Annotated in this window: 20 protein-coding genes and 1 pseudogene; 12 read left to right on the plus strand and 9 right to left on the minus strand. The window is 70.0% G+C overall.

The genetic code is table 11. From position 1 onward, the window contains the following. Nucleotides 1-12: 12 nt before the first annotated feature. The 6 genes from ACT53R_RS17525 (at nucleotide 13) to ACT53R_RS17550 (ending at nucleotide 5,294) form a co-directional block, all read left to right on the plus strand. Nucleotides 13-2,457 carry a heavy metal translocating P-type ATPase gene (locus ACT53R_RS17525; protein ID WP_476173203.1) on the plus strand — a complete coding sequence of 815 codons (2,445 nt, stop codon included), beginning with the start codon at nucleotides 13-15 and terminating at the stop codon, nucleotides 2,455-2,457. Between the two features lie 46 nt (nucleotides 2,458-2,503). Beyond that, on the plus strand, nucleotides 2,504-2,695 hold the full coding sequence (ccoS, locus tag ACT53R_RS17530; RefSeq protein WP_476173204.1) for a cbb3-type cytochrome oxidase assembly protein CcoS: 192 nt from the start codon (nucleotides 2,504-2,506) through the stop codon (nucleotides 2,693-2,695). 111 nt (nucleotides 2,696-2,806) lie between these two features. Beyond that, a complete protein-coding gene (locus ACT53R_RS17535; protein ID WP_476173205.1) occupies nucleotides 2,807-3,541 on the plus strand; it encodes a sulfite exporter TauE/SafE family protein in 735 nt (244 codons plus the stop codon). A gap of 102 nt (nucleotides 3,542-3,643) precedes the next feature. Beyond that, nucleotides 3,644-4,276: a hypothetical protein gene (locus tag ACT53R_RS17540; protein WP_476173206.1), complete on the plus strand. Its 633-nt coding sequence runs from the start codon at nucleotides 3,644-3,646 to the stop codon at nucleotides 4,274-4,276. A 123-nt stretch (nucleotides 4,277-4,399) separates the two neighbouring features. Further along, complete coding sequence (locus ACT53R_RS17545) at nucleotides 4,400-4,678, plus strand: hypothetical protein (protein WP_476173207.1); 279 nt, start codon at nucleotides 4,400-4,402, stop codon at nucleotides 4,676-4,678. Nucleotides 4,679-5,054: 376 nt separating this feature from the next. Next, on the plus strand, nucleotides 5,055-5,294 hold the full coding sequence (locus ACT53R_RS17550) for a DUF2200 family protein (RefSeq protein WP_476173208.1): 240 nt from the start codon (nucleotides 5,055-5,057) through the stop codon (nucleotides 5,292-5,294). Nucleotides 5,295-5,376: 82 nt separating this feature from the next. Here ACT53R_RS17550 and recQ read toward each other — a convergent pair whose 3' ends face one another. Continuing rightward, nucleotides 5,377-7,179 carry a DNA helicase RecQ gene (gene recQ / locus ACT53R_RS17555; protein ID WP_476173209.1) on the minus strand — a complete coding sequence of 601 codons (1,803 nt, stop codon included), beginning with the start codon at nucleotides 7,177-7,179 and terminating at the stop codon, nucleotides 5,377-5,379. 140 nt (nucleotides 7,180-7,319) lie between these two features. Between recQ and dut the strand changes: the two genes are divergently transcribed. Together dut and ACT53R_RS17565 are read left to right on the plus strand one after the other, a co-directional pair. Next, nucleotides 7,320-7,778, plus strand: coding sequence for a dUTP diphosphatase (dut, locus tag ACT53R_RS17560; RefSeq protein WP_476173210.1), 459 nt, complete (start codon nucleotides 7,320-7,322; stop codon nucleotides 7,776-7,778). 118 nt (nucleotides 7,779-7,896) lie between these two features. Then, nucleotides 7,897-10,146, plus strand: coding sequence for a phosphomannomutase/phosphoglucomutase (locus tag ACT53R_RS17565; protein WP_476173211.1), 2,250 nt, complete (start codon nucleotides 7,897-7,899; stop codon nucleotides 10,144-10,146). Between the two features lie 118 nt (nucleotides 10,147-10,264). On the opposite strand, the gene ACT53R_RS17570 is transcribed toward ACT53R_RS17565, so the two are convergent. Further along, nucleotides 10,265-10,957: a hypothetical protein gene (locus tag ACT53R_RS17570; RefSeq protein ID WP_476173212.1), complete on the minus strand. Its 693-nt coding sequence runs from the start codon at nucleotides 10,955-10,957 to the stop codon at nucleotides 10,265-10,267. Further along, nucleotides 10,954-11,646 (minus strand): orotate phosphoribosyltransferase, encoded by a 693-nt coding sequence (pyrE, locus tag ACT53R_RS17575; RefSeq protein ID WP_476173213.1) that lies wholly within the window; start codon nucleotides 11,644-11,646, stop codon nucleotides 10,954-10,956. The genes ACT53R_RS17570 and pyrE overlap by 4 nt, the downstream gene beginning before the upstream one ends. A 204-nt stretch (nucleotides 11,647-11,850) precedes the next feature. Between pyrE and ACT53R_RS17580 the strand changes: the two genes are divergently transcribed. The 3 genes and pseudogenes from ACT53R_RS17580 to ACT53R_RS17590 all read left to right on the plus strand — a co-directional run. Beyond that, a complete protein-coding gene (locus ACT53R_RS17580) occupies nucleotides 11,851-12,711 on the plus strand; it encodes an exodeoxyribonuclease III (protein ID WP_476173214.1) in 861 nt (286 codons plus the stop codon). Further along, nucleotides 12,708-14,054: an AmpG family muropeptide MFS transporter gene (locus ACT53R_RS17585; protein ID WP_476173215.1), complete on the plus strand. Its 1,347-nt coding sequence runs from the start codon at nucleotides 12,708-12,710 to the stop codon at nucleotides 14,052-14,054. Before ACT53R_RS17580 ends, ACT53R_RS17585 begins: the two co-directional genes overlap by 4 nt. Before the next feature lie 4 nt (nucleotides 14,055-14,058). Then, a pseudogene (locus ACT53R_RS17590) lies at nucleotides 14,059-14,274 on the plus strand (hypothetical protein); the annotation flags it as partial. Nucleotides 14,275-14,441: 167 nt separating this feature from the next. On the opposite strand, the gene ACT53R_RS17595 reads toward ACT53R_RS17590, so the two are convergent. Genes ACT53R_RS17595 through ACT53R_RS17605 form a run of 3 tightly spaced genes read right to left on the minus strand, consistent with a single transcriptional unit; the run spans nucleotide 14,442 to nucleotide 17,572 of the window. Next, on the minus strand, nucleotides 14,442-15,578 hold the full coding sequence (locus ACT53R_RS17595) for an anhydro-N-acetylmuramic acid kinase (protein WP_476173216.1): 1,137 nt from the start codon (nucleotides 15,576-15,578) through the stop codon (nucleotides 14,442-14,444). 46 nt (nucleotides 15,579-15,624) lie between these two features. Then, a complete protein-coding gene (locus ACT53R_RS17600) occupies nucleotides 15,625-16,107 on the minus strand; it encodes a hypothetical protein (RefSeq protein WP_476173217.1) in 483 nt (160 codons plus the stop codon). A gap of 4 nt (nucleotides 16,108-16,111) precedes the next feature. Continuing rightward, nucleotides 16,112-17,572: a peptidoglycan DD-metalloendopeptidase family protein gene (locus ACT53R_RS17605; RefSeq protein WP_476173218.1), complete on the minus strand. Its 1,461-nt coding sequence runs from the start codon at nucleotides 17,570-17,572 to the stop codon at nucleotides 16,112-16,114. Nucleotides 17,573-17,851: 279 nt separating this feature from the next. Here ACT53R_RS17605 and tyrS point away from each other — a divergent pair, with 279 nt between their 5' ends. Then, a complete protein-coding gene (gene tyrS, locus ACT53R_RS17610) occupies nucleotides 17,852-19,072 on the plus strand; it encodes a tyrosine--tRNA ligase (protein ID WP_476173219.1) in 1,221 nt (406 codons plus the stop codon). Between the two features lie 27 nt (nucleotides 19,073-19,099). Here tyrS and ACT53R_RS17615 read toward each other — a convergent pair whose 3' ends face one another. The 3 genes from ACT53R_RS17615 to ACT53R_RS17625 are packed head-to-tail and all read right to left on the minus strand — an operon-like array spanning nucleotide 19,100 to nucleotide 22,646. Beyond that, a complete protein-coding gene (locus ACT53R_RS17615; protein ID WP_476173220.1) occupies nucleotides 19,100-20,719 on the minus strand; it encodes an XVIPCD domain-containing protein in 1,620 nt (539 codons plus the stop codon). Further along, a complete protein-coding gene (locus ACT53R_RS17620) occupies nucleotides 20,706-21,248 on the minus strand; it encodes a hypothetical protein (protein WP_476173221.1) in 543 nt (180 codons plus the stop codon). The genes ACT53R_RS17615 and ACT53R_RS17620 overlap by 14 nt, the downstream gene beginning before the upstream one ends. A gap of 48 nt (nucleotides 21,249-21,296) precedes the next feature. Further along, nucleotides 21,297-22,646 carry a hypothetical protein gene (locus ACT53R_RS17625; RefSeq protein WP_476173222.1) on the minus strand — a complete coding sequence of 450 codons (1,350 nt, stop codon included), beginning with the start codon at nucleotides 22,644-22,646 and terminating at the stop codon, nucleotides 21,297-21,299. Nucleotides 22,647-22,810 lie beyond the last annotated feature (164 nt).

A 22,810-nucleotide genomic window follows, 5' to 3' on the forward strand; every position in this document is an offset into this window, starting at 1 on the left:
ATCATCGGCGCCATGAGCACGACGGCCACCGGCACCACCTGCTTCCACTGCGGCGAACCGCTGCCCGCGCAGCCGGTGACCGAACGCGTGTCCGGCAACGAACGGCCATTCTGCTGCACCGGCTGCGCCGCCGCCGCGCGCTGGATCGCCGATGCCGACCTCGGCGACTACTACCGCCTGCGCCAGACCGACGCCGCGCGCGTCGGCACCGAGACCACCGACTACGCCTGCTGGGATCGCGCCGACCTGCTGGCCGAGCACAGCGTCGCCGTCGACGGCGGTCGCGAGATCACCTTGCTCACCGACGGCATGCGCTGCGCCGCCTGCGCGTGGCTGATCGACCGCGCACTCACCCGCGAGGAAGGCGTGCAGGAAGTCGCGGCGAACGCGATCACCGGCCGCATCCGCATCGTCTGGGACGCCGCGCGCACGCCGCTGTCGACGCTGCTGTCGCGGCTGGAAGCGCTGGGCTATCGCCCGTCGCTGGCCACCGGCGAGACGCGCGAACGCGAGCGTCGGCGCGAGCGCAATCGCTGGCTGCTGCGCTTCGGCGTGGCCGGCCTCGGCGCGATGCAGGCGATGATGTACGCCGAAGCGCTGTACCTCGACACCGCCGGCGAGATGTCGCCGGCCACGCGCGATTTCTTCCGCTGGATCACGTTCCTGGTGTCGACGCCGGTGGTGTTCTACGCCGGCTGGCCGTTCCTCGAAGGCATGGCGCGCGAACTGCGCGGCCGCCGCCTCGGCATGGACACGCTGGTCGCCGGCTCCACGCTGCTGGCGTATTTCGCCAGCCTCTACCAGACCGTGCGCGGCGGCGTGCACGTGTGGTTCGACGCCGCGGTGATGTTCGTGTTCCTGCTGCTGGTCGCGCGCATGCTGGAGCAGCGCGCGCGCGGCATTGCGTCCGCGCAGGTGGATGCGCTCGCACGCGCACGGCCCGCGCTCGCCACCCGCGAACGCGACGACGGCAGCGCCGAACAGGTGCCGCTGAACGCGCTCGCCGCCGGGGACATCGTCCGCGTCGCGGTGGGCGAGGGCGTGCCCGCCGACGGCGAAGTGATCGGCGACGACACCGCCTTCGACGAAGCGCTGCTCACCGGCGAGGCCGAACCGGTCGCGAAAGTCGCCGGCGATCCGGCCTGGGCCGGCAGTGTCTGCCGCGAACGCCCCGCACGGTTGAAGGTCGTGCGCACCGGCGCCGACACGCGCCTGTCGCAGCTCACGCGGCTGGTCGAACGCGCGCAGGAGCAGCGTCCGCAGATCGCGCGCGCCGCCGATCGCATCGCCGGCTGGTTCGTGACCTTGCTGATCCTCGCCGCCGCCGGCGTGTACGTCTGGTGGCGGATGCACGACCCGTCGCGCGCGTTCGAGGTCGCGCTCGCGGTGCTGGTGGTCAGCTGCCCGTGCGCGCTGTCGCTGGCGGTGCCGGCGGCGCTGGCTGCGGCGCACGGCGGGCTGGCGAAGCTCGGCGTGCTCGCGCTGCGCGGCGAGGCGCTGGACACGCTGGCGCGCGCCGAGCGCATCGTGTTCGACAAGACCGGCACGCTCAGCGATCGCCATCCCGCGTTGGCCGAGGTCGAGACCTTCGACGGCGTCGATCGTGGAGCCGCGCTCGCCATTGCCGCCGCGCTGGAGCGCGACAGCGGCCATCCGCTGGCGGCCGCGTTCGCCGCGGCGACGACAGGCGTTGCCGTGGCGTCGGCGCAGGACGTGCGTGCCGAACCCGGGCACGGCATCACCGGGCGCATCGACGGTCGCGACTGGCGGCTCGGCCGCGCGCCGTGGGCCGCCGGCCGCGACGACGACGCGGCGTTGTGGCTGGGCGACGGCACGCGCGCGATCGCCCGCTTCGTGCTGCGCGAGACGCCGCGCGCGGACGCTGCCGAGGCGCTGCGTGCGCTGCGTGCGCAGGGCCTGCGCGTGTCGCTGTGCAGCGGCGACGCCGAAGCGCCGGTGGCGCGCATGGCCGGGGCCGTCGGCATCGCCGCGGACGACGTGCGTGCCCGGCAGACGCCCGAGGACAAGCTCGCCTACGTGCGCGAGCGCCAGGCCGCGGGCGAGATCGTCGCGATGGTCGGCGACGGCCTGAACGACGCGCCGGTGCTGGCCGGCGCCGATGTCTCGCTGGCGCTGGCCGACGGCGCCGCGCTGGCCCAGCGCGCGGCCGATTTCGTGGTCGCCGGCGGCGCGCTGGTGCGCATCCCGCAGGCGCTGGCGCTGGCCCGCCGCAGCCGTCGCATCGTCCGCCAGAACCTCGCCTGGGCGATCGGCTACAACCTGCTGGCGCTGCCGCTGGCGGCCTCGGGCCACGTCACCCCGTGGATCGCGGCGCTGGGCATGGCGCTGTCCTCGCTGCTGGTCACCCTGAACGCGCTGCGGCTGAACATGTCGTCCGAGGGCCGTACCACCGGTGGCGCCGTACCTGCGGCCCGCATCGAACCGGCCCGGAATTGACCCGGCTCAGAACCGGGGCGCGCCGTCGCCGCGTAGACTGCGCCGCATGAACATCCTCCTCGTGCTCGTCCCGATCAGCCTGATCCTGCTGGGCCTCGCCATCGCCGCGTTCGCCTGGGCCGTGCGCAAGGGCCAGTACGACGACCTCGACACGCCTGCGCTGGACATCCTCGTCGACGACGACCGTCCGCGTGCGGCCCGCGGCGCACAGCCGACGCATGGCGATCGCGACGCCTGAACGCGTGTCCCGGCTGTGGGAGCGGCGTGAGCCGCGACGACAGGCGAGGGTGGCGATGACGCGAGTCGCGGCTCACGCCGCTCCCACAATGATGTCGGGTCGCGCCTCGCCATGACCCTCGACTGGCTCGTCCTCTCCGCCGCGCTGCTCAGCGGCCTGCTCGGCGGCGTGCACTGCGCCGCGATGTGCGGTGCCATCGCCACCAGCCTGTCGTTCGGGCAGAAGGCTGCGTCGCCCGCGGCGCAGTGGCTGCACGCGCTGCAGCCGAACCTCGGCCGCATCCTCGGCTACACCGTCGCCGGCGCCATCGTCGGCGGCTTCGGCCACGGCCTCGTCGCCGTCGCGCAGACGCCGACCCTCGCGCTCGCGATGCGCGTCGCGGTGGGCGCGATGATGATCATCGTCGCGCTCCGCCTGCTCGATCCGACCGGCCGCTTCAATCCGCTCGCGCGGCCCGCCGCCGCGCTGTGGCAGCACCTGCAACCGCTGCAGCGCGCGCTGCTGCCCGCCGACACCGCGGCCAAACGCATCGCGGTCGGGTTGCTCTGGGGCTGGCTGCCCTGCGGGCTCAGCGCGACGCTGCTCGCCACCGCGTGGCTGCAGGCCAGCGCCGCGGGCGGTGCGCTGACGATGGCCGCCTTCGGCCTCGGCACGCTGCCGGTGATGCTGCCGCTGACCTGGAGCGGCGCCCGCCTCGGCCAGCGTCTCCAACGCGGCGGCCTGCGCACCGCCGCCGGCGCCTTCGTCCTGCTTGCCGGCGCCCTCACCATCGCTGCGCCGTGGCTGATGCAGGTACCGGCGCTGCATGGGGTGTTGTCGGCGTTGGGGTGCAGGCCGGCGATGTGACGGAGCGCTGGGTGAGGGGGGCGCGGGAGAATCCCGTCTCGTGTCTTGCCGCTCCATGTGCTCGTCGATAGCATCAACCGCATCGTCGCCGAAGGAACGCGCATGGCCAGAGTGTCGTCGATCGCATGTCTGTTCATGGCGCTGCCATTGGCGACCGTATCCTGCGCTGCCCGCGACCCGCAGCTACCTTCTCCTCCATCCGCGGCTGCCTCGCAGGGCGCCACATCTTCCGGTGCGGCAGAGTGGGCGCGCTTCGCTTCCGATTCTTCCCGCATCCGCATGGAGCGCCGTGGCGACCTCGATGGCGACGGCGACGAGGATGTCCTGCTCGTCCTCGCACCACGACCTGGCGCGGACGCACGCTTCGACCCGCGCACGTTGCTCGTGCTGCTGCGCGGCGCCGACGGCAAGTTCGCCAAGGCAATAGACAATCCCGATGCGATCCCCTGCGAACGCTGCGGCGGCATGATGGGCGATCCGTTGCAGGGCATTTCGATCGACAAGAGCGGCTTCGTGCTGAAGCTCGAAGGGGGCTCGCGCGAGCTGTGGTCACAGACGTTCCGATTCGACTATTCGCGCAAGGATGCGATGTGGATGCTGGTGTCGATCGAAGAGGGAGGTGCTGATCGGGCGACGGGAAATGCGGCAAGAAAGCGACGATCCGTCGAAGATTTCGGCGCAATTCCGCTCGATCGGTTTTCAATCAAGGAATTTCCGGCGGGCGCGATGCCCTGATTGCGTAAAGAAAGGGGAACAGGATGCCCAATGCAAACGAAATCGAGCTGCTGCAGGCGGCGCGGAATTTCTAGATGCAGATGAGGAAGGCGCTGTCTTTTCTAAGGGGGAGTTATGAGGAGAGTGCATACTATTGCTTTGGTATTTTTGGTTCTTGCTTTGTATCTGGCGCTATCTTTTGCCGAGGGCCGTCAGATTGACGCTTCTGTTTTACTCAAAACAACTTTGGTCGCATCTACTCTCGGTGCGTGTGTCTGGGTGTTTGATAAGTGGCTTTGGAAACTGCCATTTTTGCATGGTTGGTTTGTTCTCGCTCCGAACATGGATGGGGAGTGGAATGTTTCCGGATTGATTTTCAATCCAATGACAAAAAAAGAGGAAAAAAGTTATCTGGTAAAATAAAAATCAACCAGACATTTTTTTCGATCAAGTTCGAGATAACTTGGGACGATCACGGCGTCTCAAAGACAATCAAGTCGAATAAATTGGCCATCGAAGATGAGGGAATGTGTGCGTTCACCACTGTTTTTTCATTTGATCCGGTGGAAAGAATGAATGTCTCTAAATGCCATAATGCCGGCGTGTTCTTTCATTCGAACGAGTGCAGACCTAAGGATATTGTGCTTCGTTATGCGACATCAGAGCATCATGTCGGAGTCTTGCGCCTGACTGCAATATAATGATTTTTTCGGGGCGATTGATTTTGATGGAACGCATTCAAGTGTGTCATGGTTTTTTTAAATTTGATGGTCTTCGCGTCTGCCGTGAGTAGCGCCCCATGACTGCAAGCCGCCCCTATGTGACCCCATTTGCAGTTTCGAAGCCAAGGTTGACCTCGCGACTGTCTTCGCGCAGGCAACCTGCGCTACATCCGAACCGCGAGGCGATCACCGGCGCGGTCTGCAGCGTGCGCGTGGAAGCGGTGAAGGATTCGCTGATGCGCACGATCCGCCAGCTCGACAAACTCGTCGACGAACTGGCGAAGGGCAGGGCAATGGAGAAGATCCTTCGGGCGTGAGCGGGAGCGTCTGAAAAGCAGGTCCCTCGCTACGTTCGGGATGACAAGATCGGGGCTGCGGTGTCGACGAAACCGCAGCCCCTCACCCCTCCGCCAGCACCACATCCAGCACCGCATCGCCGTAGCGGGCGAGTTTTGCGCCGCCGATGCCGGGGATGCGCGACAGGGCGTGCAGCGAGTCGGGGCGGCGTTCGGCGATCTCGCGCAGGGTGCTGTCGTGGAAGATGACGTAGGCGGGGACGTTCTGGTCCTTCGCGAGGCGGGCGCGGAGGTCGCGCAGGCTGCGGAACAGCGGCAGTGCCTCGGCGGCGACGGGCACGCCGGTGCGCGGGCCGTCGTAGCGGTCGCGGCGCGGTTTCGCGGCCAGGTCGCGGCGCATCGACACGCGCTGCTGGCCGGTGAGCACGGCGCGGCTGGCGTCGGTGAGGCGCAGGCCGCCGTAGGCTTCGGCGTCCACCGCCAGCAGGCCCATCGCGACGAGCTGGCGGAACACGCCGCGCCACACCTTCGCGTCGAGATCGGCGCCGATGCCGTAGGTGCTGACGCGATCATGGCCGAACTGGCGGATCTTCTCGCCTTCGCCGCCGCGCAGCACGTCGATGAGATGCGCGACGCCGAAACGCTGGCCCGTGCGGTAGACGCAGCTCAGCGCCTTGCGCGCGGCGTCGGTGGCGTCCCAGCGATCGGGCGGCGTGAGGCAGTTGTCGCAGTTGCCGCACTCGTGTGGATACGTTTCGCCGAACGCGGCCAGCAGCACTTGCCGACGGCATTGCAGCGTCTCGCAGTAGCCGAGCAACTGGTCGAGCTTGCGCCGCTCCAGCTGCTTGCGTTCCTCGCCGGCTTCGCCCTGTTCGATCATCTGCTTGAGCAGCACCACGTCGCCGAGGCCGTAGCACAGCCAGGCGTCGGCGGCGTCGCCGTCGCGGCCGGCGCGGCCGGTTTCCTGGTAGTAGCCTTCCAGCGATTTCGGCAGGTCGACATGCGCGACGAAACGCACGTCCGGCTTGTCGATCCCCATGCCGAACGCGATCGTCGCGACGACGATCACGCCGTCCTCGCGGATGAAGCGGCGCTGGTGCTCGGCGCGCACCGCGGCGTCAAGACCGGCGTGGTAGGGCAGTGCCTTGAAGCCGTGGCCGGCGAGGAATTCGGCGGTTTCCTCGACCTTGCGCCGCGACAGGCAGTAGACGATGCCGGCCTCGTCGCGATGGTCCTTGAGGAAGTCGAGCAGCTGCCGGCGACCGTTGTCCTTCTGCACGATCGTGTAGCGGATGTTCGGGCGATCGAACGAACTGACGAACCACTGCGCCTGTTCCAGCTGCAGACGTTCGGCGATCTCGCGCTGGGTCGGCGGGTCGGCGGTGGCGGTGAGCGCGATCCGCGGCACGTCCGGCCAGCGTTCGTGCAGCACGGTCAGTTCGCGGTATTCGGGGCGGAAGTCGTGGCCCCACTGCGAGACGCAGTGCGCTTCGTCGATCGCGAACAGCGCGACCTGCGCACGGTCGAGCAGCGACAGGAACCGCGGCGTGAGCAGGCGTTCCGGCGCGACGTACAGCAGGTCCAGCTCGCCTGCGAGCAGCGCGCGCTCCACGCGCGCGGCCTCAGCGGCGTCGAGCGTGGAGTTGAGGAATTCGGCGCGCACGCCGAGCTGGCGCAGGGCGTCGACCTGGTCCTGCATCAGCGCGATCAGCGGCGACACCACCACGCCGACGCCGTCGCGCAGCAGCGCGGGCACCTGGTAGCACAGCGACTTGCCGCCGCCGGTGGGCATGAGCACGAGGGCGTCGCCGCCGGCCGCGATGTGTTCGACGATGGCCCGCTGCGGCCCGCGGAAGTCTTCGTGGCCGAAGACGCGGCGCAGCAGGTCGGTGGGGGACGCCTGCATCGCACAAGGGTAGCAGGCGCCGGAAATCCGGCGGCCGGTGCCGCTGCGAACGTTTGCAGCATCCGCGCCGCGCCGCGGGTTTGGCGCGAACCCCCGGCTGCCGCGATACTGCACGGGTTTCGCCGTCCGATGCCGTGCCGATGACCCGAACGCTGCAACTCAAAGTCCTCGACCCCCGCTTCGGCGGCGAATGGCCGTTGCCGGCCTACGCCACCGCGGCCAGCGCCGGCATGGACCTGCGCGCCGCGCTGGATGCGCCGCTGGTGCTGGCGCCCGGCGATGCGGCGCTGGTGCCCTCGGGGCTGGCGCTGCACATCGGCGATCCCGGCCTGTGCGCCGTGATCCTGCCGCGCTCGGGACTCGGCCACAAACACGGGATCGTGCTGGGCAACGGCACCGGGCTGATCGATGCCGACTACCAGGGGCCGCTGCTGATCAGCGTCTGGAACCGCGGCCGGGAGGCGTTCGCGATCGCCCCGGGCGACCGGATCGCGCAGCTGGTCATACTTCCCGTGGTGCGCGCGACCTTCGAGGTCGTGGATACTTTCGAGGACAGCGCCCGGGGCGCCGGCGGCTTCGGCCACACCGGCGTGCGCTGATCCATCGCCGACCCTTCCGCCGCTGCCGGCCGCGCGCCGGCGGGCGATCGCCACAGGCCAGAGACCGCATTCGATGAAAGACAGCCTCCGTCAGCAGCTCCTTCCGCTCCGCCCCGGGATGAAACCCCTGGCGGGCCTGTGCGTGGTGCTCGCGCTGTGGTTCGGCTGGACCGGCGTCGCCCAGTTCCTCTACGAATCGCGCGTCACCGATCTCGGCGCGGTGCGCGACAGCGCCGTGCAGCTGACCCACCAGGCGCTGAAGCAGCAGCAGGAGCGGCTGACCAAGGGGCTGGCGGAGGACGATGCACAAACCGCGCTGGCCGCGGGCGACCTGGCCACGGCGGGGAAGGTCATCGGCGCCGGTTGGCCCAACCTCGTCAGGCTGCAGGTGCTGCCGCCGGATCTCGAGGCCGCCTACGGCGAGCTGCCCAAGGGCGGCTACGGCCGGCTGGCCGTGATCGAGACCGCGCTCAACGAGAACCACGTCCGCACCTGGATCACCACCGGCCCCGGCAAGCCGCAGTTGACGGTGGCCGCGCCGGCCAAGACCGGCGGCAAGCTGGTGGGTGCGGTCTACGCGCAGTTGCCGATCACCGAACTCACCGCCGGCCTGGACACCCTCGCCACGGTCGACGACGGCTATCTGGCGCTGCGCCAGGGCACCGTGTCGCTGTGGGAGCGCGGCGAGCAGGTCTACGCCGACGGCGCCGAGCGCATGGCGGTGCAGGTCGGCGACACCGGGCTGCGCGTGGTGGCGGGCACGGCCTCGCCACCGGGCCAGGCGCTGGACCTCGGCCCGGTGCTGTCGCTGATCTTCGCCGTCGGCTGCCTGGGCCTGGCCGTGCTGGCGTGGCGGCTGTCGTCGCTGCGGGAAACGGCCGACGAACCCGGCGAGGTGCAGACGCTGGAAGACGCCGTCGCCAACGCGCCGGAACCGCCGGCCGATGCACCGGTGCTGGAGATCCGCGAAGTGCCGAAGCCCGCGCCGGTGATCGTCGACCGCAGCATCTTCCGCGCCTACGACATCCGCGGCGTGGTCGGGCGCACGCTGGACCGCAACGTCGCCGAGCTGATCGGCCAGTCGATCGGCACCGTGATGCAGGGCCAGAACCTGCGCGAGATCGTGGTCGGCCGCGATGGCCGGCTGTCCGGCCCGGAACTGGTCGAAGGCCTGACCGCCGGCCTGCGCAAGGCCGGCATCGACGTGATCGACATCGGCATGGTGCCGACGCCGGTGACCTACTTCGGTGCCTACCACCTGCGCACCGGCTGCTGCGTGTCGCTGACCGGCAGCCACAACCCGCCGGACTACAACGGCTTCAAGATCGTGATCGGCGGCGAGACGCTCGCCGGTGACGCCATCATCGACCTGCACACGCGCATCGCCGAGCGCAGGCTGCACACCGCCGACGTGCCCGGCCGCCACAGCGAGCGCGACATCAGCGCCGACTACGTCATGCGCATCGCTTCGGACGTGCAGCTGGGTCGCCCGCTGCGCGTGGTGGTGGACGCCGGCAACGGCGTGGCCGGCGAGATCGGCCCGCGCGTGCTGGAAGCCATCGGTGCCGAGGTCGAGGAACTGTACTGCGAGATCGACGGCAACTTCCCGAACCACCATCCGGACCCGAGCGAGCCGCACAACCTCGTCGACCTGATCAACATGGTCCAGCGCCGTGGCGCGGACCTCGGCATCGCCTTCGACGGCGACGGCGACCGCCTGGGCGTGGTCACCCGCGACGGTGAGAACATCTACGCCGACCGCCTGCTGATGCTGTTCGCGGCGGATGTGCTGGAGCGCAACCCGGGCGCGATGATCGTCTACGACGTGAAGTGCACCGGCCGCCTCGCCTCGCACATCCTGCGCCACGGCGGCAGCCCGCTGATGTGGAAGACCGGGCATTCGCTGATCAAGGCCAAGATGCGCGAGACCGGCGCCGAACTGGCCGGCGAGATGAGCGGCCACTTCTTCTTCGCCGAGCGCTGGTACGGCTTCGACGACGGCATCTACTCCGCGGCGCGGCTGCTGGAGATCCTCGCCACCGCGGCGGAGGAGCCCGACGTGGTCCTGCGCGCGCTGCCCAAGGGCGTGTCCACGCCCGAGATCAAGGTCGACGCGCCCGACGGCGATCCGCACACGTTCGTCGAGCGCTTCCGCGAGGGTGCGTTCTTCGAGGGCGGGCGGATGTCGACCATCGACGGCCTGCGCGTGGACTGGCCGGACGGCTGGGGCCTGGTGCGCGCCTCCAACACCACGCCGGTGCTGGTGCTGCGCTTCGACGCCGACAGCGAACAGGCGCTGGCGCGCATCCAGGGCGTGTTCCGCGCGCGCCTGCTGGAACTGGCGCCGACGCTGCCGTTGCCGTTCTGAGCGGACAGCGGCACGCCGGGTCGCGCATCGGCGCGGCCCGGAGACGGTTCGTCGGACGGCGGATCGACGGGGCGGATCGACCGGAAGCAGGGCGGGCGCCGGATGCGCCCCGGCGGCGTCAGCCGCCCGGCGCGGCCGGCGATGCCAGCGCGGTGCCGCCGGTCTGGCCCTTGAGCGTGCGGTAACGCGACAGCGCTTCCTGCAGCTCGGTGCCCAGCGCCTGGCGTTCGGCTTGCTGGCGGATCTTCAGCGCGCGCAGGGCGAGCAGTTCGGCATGCTGGGTGTGGATCTTCTCGCGCAGGACCTTGCCGACCGGCTTGGACTGCAGTTCCAGCTCGTTCGCCTGGCGGAGCAGGCTGATCAGGCTGCGGTGCAGGTTGACCAGCGCCAGCTCGGAGCCCTTCAGCGATTCCTCGATCAAGTCGACCCGGTTCTGGAAGGCGCGCTGCAGGTCGGCCTCGGTCTGGTAGGACATCACCATCGCCATCTCGCGGCGCGCCTGGTCCTCGCGGGCCTTCTGTGCCATTTCCTCGGCCGCCGCCTGCACGCGTTCCTCGGCGGTCAGCGCGCGGCTGACGCGGTTCACGGTATTGCCGGTGTGGGTATCGAACTCGGTGCGGGCGCGACCCGCGGCGGAGGCCGGGAAAGCGTCGCCGCAGACATGCTTGCCGCCTTCCTCCCAGCAGTACAGCTTGGGCTTGGGCGCGTTGGCGTCCTGTGCGGGCAGCACGGCCGGTGCGGCGAGCGCGAGCGCGAGCAGGCCCAGCGGCAGGCGGGCCGGAACGCGACGGCGATGGCGTGGTGTGGTCATGTCGTCCCCGTTCCCCCGACGGACGCATCGGTCTGCGACGTGGCGCGGCCGTACCGGGCCCGATAGGCCTCCAGGCGCGCGCGCTGGTCCTGAAGTTCGGCGGTTTCGCCGGCGAATGCAAGCAGATCGTCCAGTCCTGCGACCGCGATCACGGGAATGCCGCTCTCCGCCGTCACCGCCTCGGCTGCCGACAGACCGCCGCCATCGGGGGCGATCTCCTGGCGATCGAGCGCGATCACGATGCCTGCCGGTATCCCGCCGGCCTCGCGGATCAGGCCCAGCGCCTCGCGGATGGCGGTGCCGGCGGTGATCACGTCGTCGACGATCAGCACCCGGCGGCCGGCCAGCGGCGCGCCGATCAGCATCCCGCCCTCGCCGTGGGCCTTGGCTTCCTTGCGGTTGAATGCCAGCGGCAGGTCGCGGCCGCGGCCGGCGAAGGCGCAGGCCAGCGCGGTCGCCAGCGGGATGCCCTTGTAGGCCGGGCCGAACAGCAGGTCGAAGTCCACGCCCGCGGCGTCGACGGCGTCGGCGTAGCAGGCGGCCAGCCCGGCGAGTGCGGCGCCGGAGTCGAACCGGCCGGCGTTGAAGAAGTAGGGGCTCTCGCGGCCGGACTTCAGGGTGAAGGTGCCGAAGCGCAGCGCCTCGGCGCGCAGGGCCAGTTGCAGGAAGCGGGAGCGGTGGTCGGTCACGGCGGAGGCGCGCGTCGGAACCGCGCGTCGGTGGCATCGGGGCGTTCATCGTAATCCCGGCGCCGTCGAAATGCCCGCCCGGCCTGCGCGGATGCCAACCGGGGCGCGATCGGATAGGCTGCGTGACTGGCATCACTGTCGGCGGCCCCGCACCGCGCGCTGCACGACGCCCTCGTCCGCCCCCTTCCGGACCTCTCCCGCTCCATGCGCATCATCAGCTTCAACGCGAACGGCCTGCGCTCCGCGGCCACCAAGGGCTTCTTCGACTGGTTCCGCGGGCAGGACGCCGACGTCCTCTGCGTGCAGGAAACCAAGGCCCAGGAACACCAGCTCGCCGCCCCCGAACTCCGGCCCGACGGCTACCGCGCCTTCTTCAAGGACGCGATCACCAAGAAGGGCTACAGCGGCGTCGGCATCTACGCCCGCCGCCCGCCGGACGAAGTGCGCACCTCGCTGGGCTGGGCGCCGTTCGACGACGAGGGCCGCTACATCGAGGCCCGCTTCGGCAACCTCAGCGTGGTCTCGTTCTACATCCCGTCAGGCACGTCCGGCGACGAGCGCCAGGCGTTCAAGTACGAGGTGATGCGCTGGCTGAAGCCGATCATGGACGAGTGGCTGCGCAGCGGCCGCGACTACGTCCTGTGTGGCGACTGGAACATCGTCCGCGCCCGCAACGACATCAGGAACTGGACCTCGAACCAGAAGAATTCCGGCTGCCTGCCAGATGAGCGCGCCTGGCTCAACGGCCAGATCGCCGACGCCTGCGGCGACGGCACCACGCCGCCCGCGCACGGCTGGCTGGACAGCTACCGCGTGCTCAAGCCCGAAGGCACCGACTACACGTGGTGGTCGCAGCGCGGCGCCGCGCGCGCCAACGACGTGGGCTGGCGCATCGACTACCAGTTCATCACGCCGGGCCTGCGCGACCGGGTAACGGCCTGCGCGATCCACAAGGACCCGCGCTTCTCCGATCACGCGCCCTACGTGGTGGATTACGCCGTCGGTGATGACGCCGCCGCGAAAACCGGTGCGAACCCCGGCGCGAAGAAGGCGGGCGCCCGATGAGCGCGACCGTGGCCGCGAAGCGCACCTACGGCTGGCGTGACGTGCTGCGTGCGCTGCGCCAGCGGAAGGTCCTGGCGATGCTGATGCTCGGATTCTCCTCGGGCCTGCCGCTGTACCTCGTCGGCAACACCATGGGCTACTGGATGCGCGACGGCGGCAGCGAACTGTCGGCGATCGGCTTCCTGTCGTGGGTGGGACTGGCCTACACGCTGAAGTTCCTGTGGGCGCCGGTCATCGACAAGACCGACGTCCCGGTGCTGGGCAGGCTGGGACATCGCCGCGGGTGGATCCTGGCGTCGCAGATGGTGATTGCGGCCGGACTGGTTGGCATGGCCGTGCTGCAGCCCGAGGGCGGGCTGGTGGTGTTCGGGGCGATGGCGCTGGTCGCGGCGTTCGCCTCGGCCACGCAGGACATCGTGATCGACGCGTGGCGGATCGAGATCTCGGACAGCGGCGAGGAAATGGGCCTGCTCAGTGCCGGCTCGCAGTTGGGTTACCGCACCGCGCTGCTGGTCACCGACGCGCTGATCCTGATCCTGGCCGCCCACATCGGCTGGTCGCTGTCGTACTGGGTGATGGCGCTGTTGATGGGGATCGGCGTGCTGGCCGTGTTCCTGGCGAGCGAGCCGGTCGGCAAGCGCGCGGCGGCAACGGCGACGGCGACGCTGTGGACCGCGCGCGGGCTGTTCGATGCGGTGATCGGCCCCTTCGTCTCGTTCTTCCGCACCCACGGCAAATGGGCGCTGCTGATGCTGCTGGCGATCAGCCTGTACCGGTTGCCGGACTTCGTGCTCGGCCCGATGGCCAATCCCTTCTACAAGGACCTCGGGCTGACCAAGGAGATGGTCGGCGAGGTGCGCGCGACCGCAGGGCTGGTCGCGTCGCTGGTCGGCATCGCGGCGGGCGGCCTGTCTGCGGTGCGGTTCGGCCTGATCCCGACGCTGCTGGCGGGGGCGATCCTCGGCCCGGGCTCCAATGTCGCGTTCGCGTGGCTGGCGCACCAGGACCCGACGATGGCCAACTTCACCATCGCGATGGTCATCGACAACGTCTCCACCGGGTTCGCGGGCACCGCGCTCGTGGCCTACATGTCCAGCCTGACCAGCGCCGGCTACACCGCGACGCAGTACGCGCTGCTCAGTTCGTTCTATGCGCTGCTGGGCAAGGTGCTCAAGGGCTTCTCCGGTGTCGCAGTCGAGCAGCTCGAAGCCGGGCGGACGCTGCTCGACGCCTATGCGCTGTTCTTCACCGGGACCGCGCTCGCCGGGATCCCGGCCTTGCTGCTGTGCCTGGTGCTGGTCGCCCGCAAGCCGGCGCCCGCGTCGCAGCCGGTGACCGGATGAGGCGATGACCGACCTCGTCCTCCGCGACATCGAGCCGCAGCTGGCGGCGCGCATCCGCAAGGTCGCCGAGACCAACGGCTGGACGCTGCACCAGACGATCCTGCACCTGATCGAGCGCGGGCTGTTCGCCAGCGAGGGCGGCGCGCTGCGGTTCGACAGTTCGGAGACCGACGTGATGCAGTCGGTGATCGCGGCGCTGGAGACGGTGCCGAACGATCCGGGCTTCTCGCTGATCGGCCGCACCGCGGCGCCCGTCGAGGAGCCGCGGCCGGTTGCCGGTCGCATCGACCGCGACGAGATCGAACGCTTCCTCGACAGCGTGCCGAAGGGCAACGCGCTGGGGCGCGTCGACTGACGTCATTCGGCGTCGCGTGTCAGGCGTCGAGTTCAGGGCAGGTGGATCGCGCCCAGCACCCGCGGGCCACGCGCGCCGGTGACGCCGGGCAGGTTGCCGGGTCGCCCCAGCACCGTCTGCCGCGCCAGCCAGGCGAAGCCCAGGGCCTCGACGTGATCCGGATCGAGCCCGTGCGCGGCCGTGGATTCGACCGTCGCGCCGGGCAGGGCGTCCGCCAGCGCCTGCATCAGCACCGGGTTGTGCACGCCGCCGCCGCAGGCGATCACGCGCGCGGCTGCGGGCAGGGTGGCGCGCAGCGCGTCGGCGACCGTGCGCACGGTGAGTGCGAGCAGCGTCGCCTGCACGTCCGCGGGCGATTCGGTGCCGGCGCGGCGGGCATCGACCCAGCCGAGGTGGAACTGGTCGCGGCCGGTCGATTTCGGCGGCGGCAGCGCGAACCACGGATCGTCCAGCAGCCGGTCGAGCAGCGCGGCATCGACATGGCCGCTGGCGGCGAACGCGCCGCCGCGATCGAAGTCTTCGCCGACGTGGCGCAGGCACCACGCGTCCATCAGCCCGTTCGCCGGGCCGGTGTCGAAGCCGCGGACGCCCGCGGCGTCGCCGGCCGGCAGCAGGGTGAGGTTGGCGATGCCGCCGAGGTTCAGCACCGCGCGATCCTCGTCCGCCGAGGACAGCAGCGCGGCGTGCAGCGCCGGCAGCAGCGGCGCGCCATGGCCGCCCGCGGCAACGTCGCGACGACGGAAGTCGGCGACGGTGCGTACGCCGGTGCGTTCGACGATCCGGCTGGCGTCGCCCAGTTGCAGGGTGAAGGCGTGCGGGCCATGCGGCCGGTGGCGCAGGGTCTGCCCGTGCGAGCCGATCGCGCCGATTTCGCGCCGGTCGACGCCGCTGTCGCGGATCGCGGCCTCGGCGGCCTCGGCGAACGCCGCGCCGATGCGTGCATCGAGTTCGCCGATCTCGTCCAGGGTCAGCGAAGGCGCGTGCTGGCCGAGGTCGACGATGCGTTCGCGCAGCGCCGGGTCCCAGGCACAGGTGCGGCCGAAGAGCGGCTCCGCGCGTGGTGGCGCGCCGTCGGCGGCGTCGTGGAAGCGGGCGAGGGCGACATCGATCCCGTCGGCGCTGGTGCCGGAGATCATGCCGAGGTACAGCGCGGAAGCGGGGTCGGTCATCGCGCCATGATCGGCGATGGCGCCACGCGCGCCAATGGCATGCGGCTTACGCTGGCAACGGCGCCGGCGGGCAGGCATGCATGTGCGGGCCGGGGCGGCCGTCGCGCCAGTAGCGCCACAGTTCCGGCAGCAGGGCGACGGTGGCGTCGACCACGCGGTCCGGTACGGGCGCGCGCCGTCCGAGCAAGCGCAGCGGCCAGGCCACATCGCCGCGGAACCATGCCGCGCTGGTCGGCCCTGGACGTGGCTGCAGCCGGCCGCTGTCGGGCAGCCAGCCGGCGAACACCGCGTCCGGCGCGAACTGTCGTTCGCCGACCCGCAAGCCGTCGGCCGGGCAGGTGGCGTAGTTCACGACGTAGCGCGGTCGGTCGTGGTGGTCCCACTGGACTTCCAGCAGGTGCACGACCGCGGCGGCGGGGCGGTTGAAGCGCAGGGTGCCGTCGGCCTCCGCCAGCGGCAGGAAATCCTCGGCGATCAGCGCCGGGACCAGACGCGACCGCACCGCCTTGCGCAGTGCGGTCGCGGACATGGCATCAGCCCTTCTTCGGCTTCGCCGCGGGCTTGCCGGTCGCCAGCGCCGAGGCCAGCGCCTGCTGCGGCGGCTCCATCGAGCGCGGGAACACGATGTTCTCGACCGTGCGGATCTTGGTCATCGCTCGCAGGGTCTCGTTGCGGAAGCTGGCCAGTTCGGCGCCGCGCAGCGGCTCCGGCGGCGGCATCGTGATCGACAGCGGGTTGCGGTGCACGCCGTTGATGCGGAATTCGTAGTGCAGGTGCGGGCCGGTGGCGAGGCCGGTCATGCCGACGTAGCCGATGGTCGTGCCCTGGCCCACGGCCTGGCCCTGGCGGATGTTGCCGAAGCGCGACATGTGCCCGTACAGCGTGGTGTAGCCGTGGCCGTGGTCGAGGATGACCACGCGGCCGTAGCCGTTCTGCCAGCCCATGAACTTCACGCGCGCGTCGCCGGCGGCCTGGATCGGCGTGCCGGTGCCCGCGGCGTAGTCCACGCCCTTGTGCATGCGCATGCGACCCAGCACCGGGTGGTAGCGGTTGCCGAAGCTCGAGCTCAGCCGCGCGTACGGGATCGGCATGCGGATGAAGGCGCGCTTCAGCGGGCGGCCGTCGGAGGTGAAGTATTCCGGCTTGCCGTTGCGGTTGTGCAGGAAGGCGGTGTGCAGCTTGCCGTCGACGGTGAAGGCGGCGGCGAGGATCGCGCCGGTGCGTTCCAGCTCGCCGTCGACCCACATCTGGTCGACCACGACGCTGAAGCGGTCGTCGGCATCGAGGTCGGAGTCGAAGTCGATGTCGTACTTGAACATCTCGTCGGTCAGCTGGTCCAGGTGCGCCCCGGACAGCCCGAGCTGGCGCGCGGAGCGGAACAGCGAGCGCCCGACCTTGCCGCTGAGCACGACCGTGCGCACGTCGACGTCGCGCTTGACCAGGGTTTCCTTGATGGCCTTGCCGGTGAGGTCCAGCTGCACGCGCTGGCCGTCGGCGCGCACGAAGCGGATCGCGCGCAGCTTGCCGTTGACCGGCAGGTCGACCGACAACTGGGTCTGCGGCGTGATCTGGCCGATCGCGTCCTTCACGCCGGGATGCGCTAGCACGCGGTCGAGGTCGGCCTTGGGGATGCCCAGGGTCGCGAACATGTGCTTGAGCGAGGCGCCGCGACGCACGGTCACGGTATGCCAGCTGTCGCCGAAGGTGCCGGTGGCGCGGCTGAGCGACAGCGGCGGCAGCTTCAGCGACAGGGTCTGGATCGGGGTGCTGCCCGGCGGCTGCAGCATGCTGGAGAAGCCGGGGACGAGCGTGCCCAGCAGCGCCACCATGCTGGCGACGAGGCTGACCTGCGCCCACTGGCGGCGGGTCCAGCGGCCGCGGAACGGCGGCGCGGCATCGGACGGGGTTTGCCGGGCATCCTGCTCGGTGGCGAGGTGCAGGTTGCGCGAGCGGATGAGGCGGTTGCGCAACGCGCGATTCGACGGAGTCGACATCGAACGGATTCCCCCAGACGGGACGGCCAAGGCAGTACCATAAGTTAGTCGAAAAGAGTGCGTCAAATCCTTGACTGGATTGGTTTTTTGGGATGATGCGCTTAACCTCGATTTAACTCCGGGTTCAGCTTCCGGCGCCGGGCCGCTACAGTGCGTGCCCCGGATGTCCGCCGCGGAAGCGTGCGGGTTGCCCGACGTTCCCGCGCCATCCGTGTCGTTTCCCTGCGCTTCGTTCCACCTCGTTCCGTCTCCCCGCCCCCCTGACCGTCCGGCCCGCCCATGTCCAGCCCTGCCTTCGATCCTGCCGCCCTCGACCTCATCGCCCGCGGCGCCGACGAAATCCTCAAGCGCGAGGAGCTGGAGGCCCGCCTCAAGCTCGGCCGCCCGCTGCGGGTGAAGGCCGGCTTCGACCCGACCGCGCCGGACCTGCACCTCGGCCACACCGTGCTGCTGAACAAGATGCGGCAGTTCCAGGACCTCGGCCACCAGGTGATCTTCCTGATCGGCGACTTCACCGGGATGATCGGCGACCCCACCGGCAAGAACGTCACCCGCAAGCCGCTGACCCGCGAGGACGTGCTGGCGAACGCGGAAACCTACGCCGAGCAGGTGTTCAAGGTGCTCGACAAGGACCGCACCGAAGTGCGGTTCAACAGCGAGTGGTTCGGGAAGATGACCGCCGCCGACATGATCCGCCTCGCCGCGCAGCACACGGTGGCGCGCATGCTCGAGCGCGACGACTTCGCCAAGCGCTACGCGGCGCAGCAGTCGATCGCGATCCACGAATTCCTCTACCCGCTGGTGCAGGGCTACGATTCGGTGGCGCTGGAAGCCGACGTCGAACTGGGCGGCACCGACCAGAAGTTCAACCTGCTGATGGGCCGCGGCTTGCAGGAAGCGCACGGCCAGAAGCCGCAGATCGTGCTGACCATGCCGCTGCTGGAAGGCCTGGACGGCGTGAACAAGATGTCGAAGTCGCTGGGCAACTACATCGGCATCGCCGAGCCGGCGATCGACATCGTCAACAAGACCATGAAGATCGGCGACGAGCTGATGTGGCGCTGGATCGACCTGCTGAGCTTCGAGATCGGCATCGCCGAGGCGACGCGGCTGAAGGCGGACGTCGCCGGTGGCGTGCTGAACCCGCGCGACGTGAAGCTGCGCCTCGCCCGCGAGCTGGCCGCGCGCTTCCACGATACGGCTGCCGCCGAGACCGCCATCGCCGGCTGGCATGCCGCGGTGACCGGGCAGGGCGATACCTCGCTGCTGCCGCTGCACGAGGTGCGGATTCCTGCGGAAGGGCTGCGCATCGCCGCGCTGCTGACCGCGGCCGGCATCACCCCGAGCAATGCCGAAGCCGGCCGCAAGCTCAAGGAGCGCGCGGTGAAGGTCGACGGCGCCGTGGTCGAGGACCCCGCTACTGTCTTCGCGCCCGGCTTCGAGGGCGTACTGCAGGTCGGCAAGCGCAACTTCGCGCGGGTGCGGCTGGTCGCGGGCTGAGCCCGGACGCCGCACCCGGCCGCGGCGCTACATCAGCATCTTCACCTGCTGCTGCGGGACCGGCGCATCCGCCTGCGCCAGCATCGCCTGTTGCAGCAGTTGCGTGTTCTGCTGCGCGGGCTGTTGCGCCGCCTGCGCGATCTCGATCACCGCGTGGCGCGATTCCGGCGCGCCCGGGTCCTGCCCCTGCACCGCGATCAGCTTGTCGCCGTGGGTGCTCATCAGCACCTGGTCGATGCGGTCGAAGCCGTCGTGTTTGGCCTGGAGTGCCAGCGCCGCGGCGACGTTCTCGAAGCGCACGCGGTCGCCCAGGTCGCCGGCGCCGCTGACCAGGCCCAGTGCGTCGCGGGCTTGGGTCAGCAGCGCGGGTTCCACCACCACCGGCTGCGGCACCTGCATCGGCGCCTGCGCCCGGTTCGGGATCGGATCGTCGGGATTGCGCTCGCTGAACGCGGAGCGGAAAAGGTGGGACACGCTCTGCCCGAACGTGCTGGGCAGCACGCCCTGCTCGCGCAGCAGCCGCGTCGCCTGATCGCTGTCGCGCACCGCGTTCCGGGTGAGGTCGACGCTGTCGTCGATTTGCGCGCGGCGCGGGTCGTTGGCGGGCGCGCCGATGTCGTCCAGTGCCTTGTGTCCGGCGAAGCTGTCGACCGTGCGCAGCAGGCCGTCGGGCGGGAATCGCATCACCGCCGGGTTGGTGCCGAGCGCGGCGAAATCGATCCTGTAGGCGTTGTCCACCGGCACGTAGCCGGGCGTGCGGCCGACGTAGAAGTCGCGCTGGTGCTCGAAGCTGGCCGTGCGCGTGATGTCCGCCTCCGAGTGCTGGATGACCTTCCACGCGGTCTGGATCGCCTGGTGGCGGTAGTCGAGCAGGCCGTTCTCGCCGAACGACCCGGGGAACTTGTCGGCGTAATGGTGCTTCATCGCCTCCACGTTCTGCGGCGTGAACGCGAGCGTGCCGTCCTCGGCGCGGGTCAGGCCGGCCTTCATCTGGTACGTCTCGTTCGGTGACACCCCACGGCGTTCGATGAAGTCGCCCATACGCCCGGGCAACGCTTCGTACAGGTCCTGCGGCGTCGGCACCGCGCCGTGGTTCTTGCGCGCGACGTACGACACCAGCGCGTTGAAGCCGCCGATGTGCGCCTGCGCCTCCTCGGCGCGTACGCCTTCGACGTAATGCGCGACGGCCTGGGTGTAGTCGCGCGGCGCACCGTGCGGCGAGGGCTGCACCCGCGGATCCGGATCGTCCGCATTCAGCCGGGGCGGGACGTGCGGCGCCTGCACCGCGTCGATGTCCTGCTTCAGCCGGGTCATGTACGGCTGTTCGGGCTGCGCGCGCAGGCTCAGCGCGTGCTGCGTCTCGTGGCCCAGCACGAACACCATCTCCGCGCTGTTGCGGTAGGCGCCGCGCGGGATGTCGACCAGGCCGGTCTGGCTGTTGTAGGAGCCGCCCGCGCCGGCCAGTTCGGCCTTGTCGAAGGAGAAACCGCGCATGTCGCCGCGGGCGAGGGCCAGTTCGATGTTGGCCTTCAGCGCGGGCGAGGAGTCGATCACCGCGGACAACGTTTCGCGGCCGTAGAACCGGCGGTCGTCGACGTCGGTGACGGTGAGCTGGTAGCCGGCGAGTGCCTGCTTAAGCGAGGGCATGGTCGGCCTCCGTGCGATCGTTGCCGGCGACGTCCGTCGCCTCCGCCTGGATCAGCATGCGGGCGACGCAGAGGTGGTCCGGGTGCTGCGCGTTCTCGCTGCGCACGTCCACGTCGACCGCGATCGGGCCGCGGCGGAAGCGGACGCCGGAGAAGGCGTCGCGCGGGCCGACCAGCGGCGTGCCGACGTAGCCGGCGGCGGTCAGCGCCGCGGACACCTCGGCGAAATCCAGCCCGCAGACTGCGGACCAGTCGTCGTGCGCGCCGGTCTGATCGTCGAACGAGAACAGCAGCCGTGGCGGCGCATCGTCGCGTTCGCGGTCGGGCAGGGCACCGAGATTGCAGATCCAGCGTGCATCGAGCACGCGTCCGCAGCCGAAACGACGGGCGTCCTGCGGGTGGTAGCCCACCGGCAGGCCGAAGTGGCGCTCGATGGCCGCTGGCGACAGGTCGTCGGGTGCGTGCAGGTGCGTGATCAGGCGCACGGCGCGTTGGCCGAGGTCGCGACTGAGGGTGAAGGTGTCGTCCATGCGGTCTCCTGGGATCGGGCGCGGTGCCATGAGGGCGTGCGCGCCACGCTACATGATCGGGAAATGCGACTTGTCCGGGCCCGGCTGTGCTTGCGCGGGTGTCGCGACCCCGACGTGCTGTTGCAGCGCTTCGACCGGCATCGGCTGCGACTGTTTCGCCGCCGGCCCGTCCTGGTGCGCGACCAGTGCCGGTGTGCCCTGGCCCTGTCCAACCAATTCCAGCCGCGTGATCGCGGTGAGGCCGTCGCGCACCGCCTGCGACGCGATCTCGCGGGCCGCCTCGCTGGCATGGCCCGGGTCCTGCAGCTTCAGCGCCTCGCGATGCGGCTCCAGCGCAGCGAGCGCCTGCGCATACGGCGTGGGCGGCGGGACGGACGACGACGCGACCGAAGGCAATGCCGACGACAGCGGCAATGCCGACGACGAGGCCGGCAGGGCGGAGGGCGGCACCGCCTGTAGGGGCAGCGAAGTTTGCAGGGCCACGGTGCGGCCGCTGACGGCGAATTCCAGTTCGTGGCCGCTGCCGATCACGCTCACCAGCTTGCCGCCGTCGCCGACCTTGACGTTCTCCACCCGTTCGACTCCGGCGTCATAGGCCTGGCGCGCGATTTCCACGGACACCGCCATGCGGTTCAGTCCGAACAGCCTGCTCGTGCCCAGCGGGCCGGCGATGTCCTGCACCAGAGTCTCGTGCCCCGCCAAGGCGCGGGGCCCCGATGGTTCGTGCGACGAAGCGGCGACGGAGGCCTGGGGCACGTACTTCGCCCGTTCGTCGTGCGCCGCGTCCATGCCCGAGCGCACGGGGGCGTCCACGTCCGAAGGCCCGCGATAGTCCTTGGAATGGGCGAAACCGCCATGGTCCAGCGCATCGTGCAGGTGCTTCGTGCGGGGCTCGGGCATGCCGTCCAGCGCGGTGTTGGTGTAGCCGCCCAGATAGATCGCCGCGTTGTCGCGGGCCTTGGCATAGAAGCCGCTTTCGGCGAGGGTGCAACCGTTGTCGCGATGCCGGTGCACGGCATCCGCATTCACCAGTCCGCCGTCGACCAGGTGGCGCTGGATCATGTCCGACAGGTTCATGCCGTACTTCGGCGTCACCGCGTTGCCGTTGTCCATGATGTGGACGTCGGTGATCTCGGCCTTCGAGCCGACCTTCGCCACGAATTCGGCGAGCGGGACCTTGTAGTCGGCGAAGGTGTCGAGCGCGCCGCTGTAGACGTGCGTCAGCGCCAGCTTGTCGCCGGTGCGGATCGCCACGGCGACGCAGCCGGACAGACCGTCGGTCATCAGCTCGGCATTGGCCGCGGCGCGGCGATCGACGATCGCCCATTCGTCCAGGCTCACCTTGATGGTGGTCGTCTCCGCGGACGGCGACTTCGACTGCGGAAAGTGCTCGGCCATCTTCGTTGTCCCTGTCGTGGGCCCTGCACGGGCCTGTCCATGACCGGACGGCTGCGATGCGCGTCCGGAATCGTTATCCTCGGCAGCACAAACGCGAAACGCTCTCTTGCACGGACATCCGGGAACGCTTCATGCCCGGTGCCGTGCGTCGTCGTTCCGTCGCG

The sequence above is a fragment of the Lysobacter sp. DMC104 genome (assembly GCF_056313665.1).

Coding starts and splice junctions, on each gene's coding strand:
- ACT53R_RS17595 (WP_476173216.1), bottom strand. CDS start 15,578: ATGACCGACCCCGCTTCCGCGCTGTACCTCGGCATGATCTCCGGCACC.
- ACT53R_RS17580 (WP_476173214.1), top strand. CDS start 11,851: ATGCGCATCATCAGCTTCAACGCGAACGGCCTGCGCTCCGCGGCCACC.
- ACT53R_RS17625 (WP_476173222.1), bottom strand. CDS start 22,646: ATGGCCGAGCACTTTCCGCAGTCGAAGTCGCCGTCCGCGGAGACGACC.
- ACT53R_RS17550 (WP_476173208.1), top strand. CDS start 5,055: ATGACTGCAAGCCGCCCCTATGTGACCCCATTTGCAGTTTCGAAGCCA.
- ACT53R_RS17600 (WP_476173217.1), bottom strand. CDS start 16,107: ATGTCCGCGACCGCACTGCGCAAGGCGGTGCGGTCGCGTCTGGTCCCG.
- ACT53R_RS17525 (WP_476173203.1), top strand. CDS start 13: ATGAGCACGACGGCCACCGGCACCACCTGCTTCCACTGCGGCGAACCG.
- tyrS (WP_476173219.1), top strand. CDS start 17,852: ATGTCCAGCCCTGCCTTCGATCCTGCCGCCCTCGACCTCATCGCCCGC.
- ACT53R_RS17540 (WP_476173206.1), top strand. CDS start 3,644: ATGGCCAGAGTGTCGTCGATCGCATGTCTGTTCATGGCGCTGCCATTG.
- ACT53R_RS17605 (WP_476173218.1), bottom strand. CDS start 17,572: ATGTCGACTCCGTCGAATCGCGCGTTGCGCAACCGCCTCATCCGCTCG.
- dut (WP_476173210.1), top strand. CDS start 7,320: ATGACCCGAACGCTGCAACTCAAAGTCCTCGACCCCCGCTTCGGCGGC.
- ccoS (WP_476173204.1), top strand. CDS start 2,504: ATGAACATCCTCCTCGTGCTCGTCCCGATCAGCCTGATCCTGCTGGGC.
- recQ (WP_476173209.1), bottom strand. CDS start 7,179: ATGCAGGCGTCCCCCACCGACCTGCTGCGCCGCGTCTTCGGCCACGAA.
- ACT53R_RS17615 (WP_476173220.1), bottom strand. CDS start 20,719: ATGCCCTCGCTTAAGCAGGCACTCGCCGGCTACCAGCTCACCGTCACC.
- ACT53R_RS17565 (WP_476173211.1), top strand. CDS start 7,897: ATGAAACCCCTGGCGGGCCTGTGCGTGGTGCTCGCGCTGTGGTTCGGC.
- ACT53R_RS17620 (WP_476173221.1), bottom strand. CDS start 21,248: ATGGACGACACCTTCACCCTCAGTCGCGACCTCGGCCAACGCGCCGTG.
- ACT53R_RS17535 (WP_476173205.1), top strand. CDS start 2,807: ATGACCCTCGACTGGCTCGTCCTCTCCGCCGCGCTGCTCAGCGGCCTG.
- ACT53R_RS17570 (WP_476173212.1), bottom strand. CDS start 10,957: ATGACCACACCACGCCATCGCCGTCGCGTTCCGGCCCGCCTGCCGCTG.
- ACT53R_RS17585 (WP_476173215.1), top strand. CDS start 12,708: ATGAGCGCGACCGTGGCCGCGAAGCGCACCTACGGCTGGCGTGACGTG.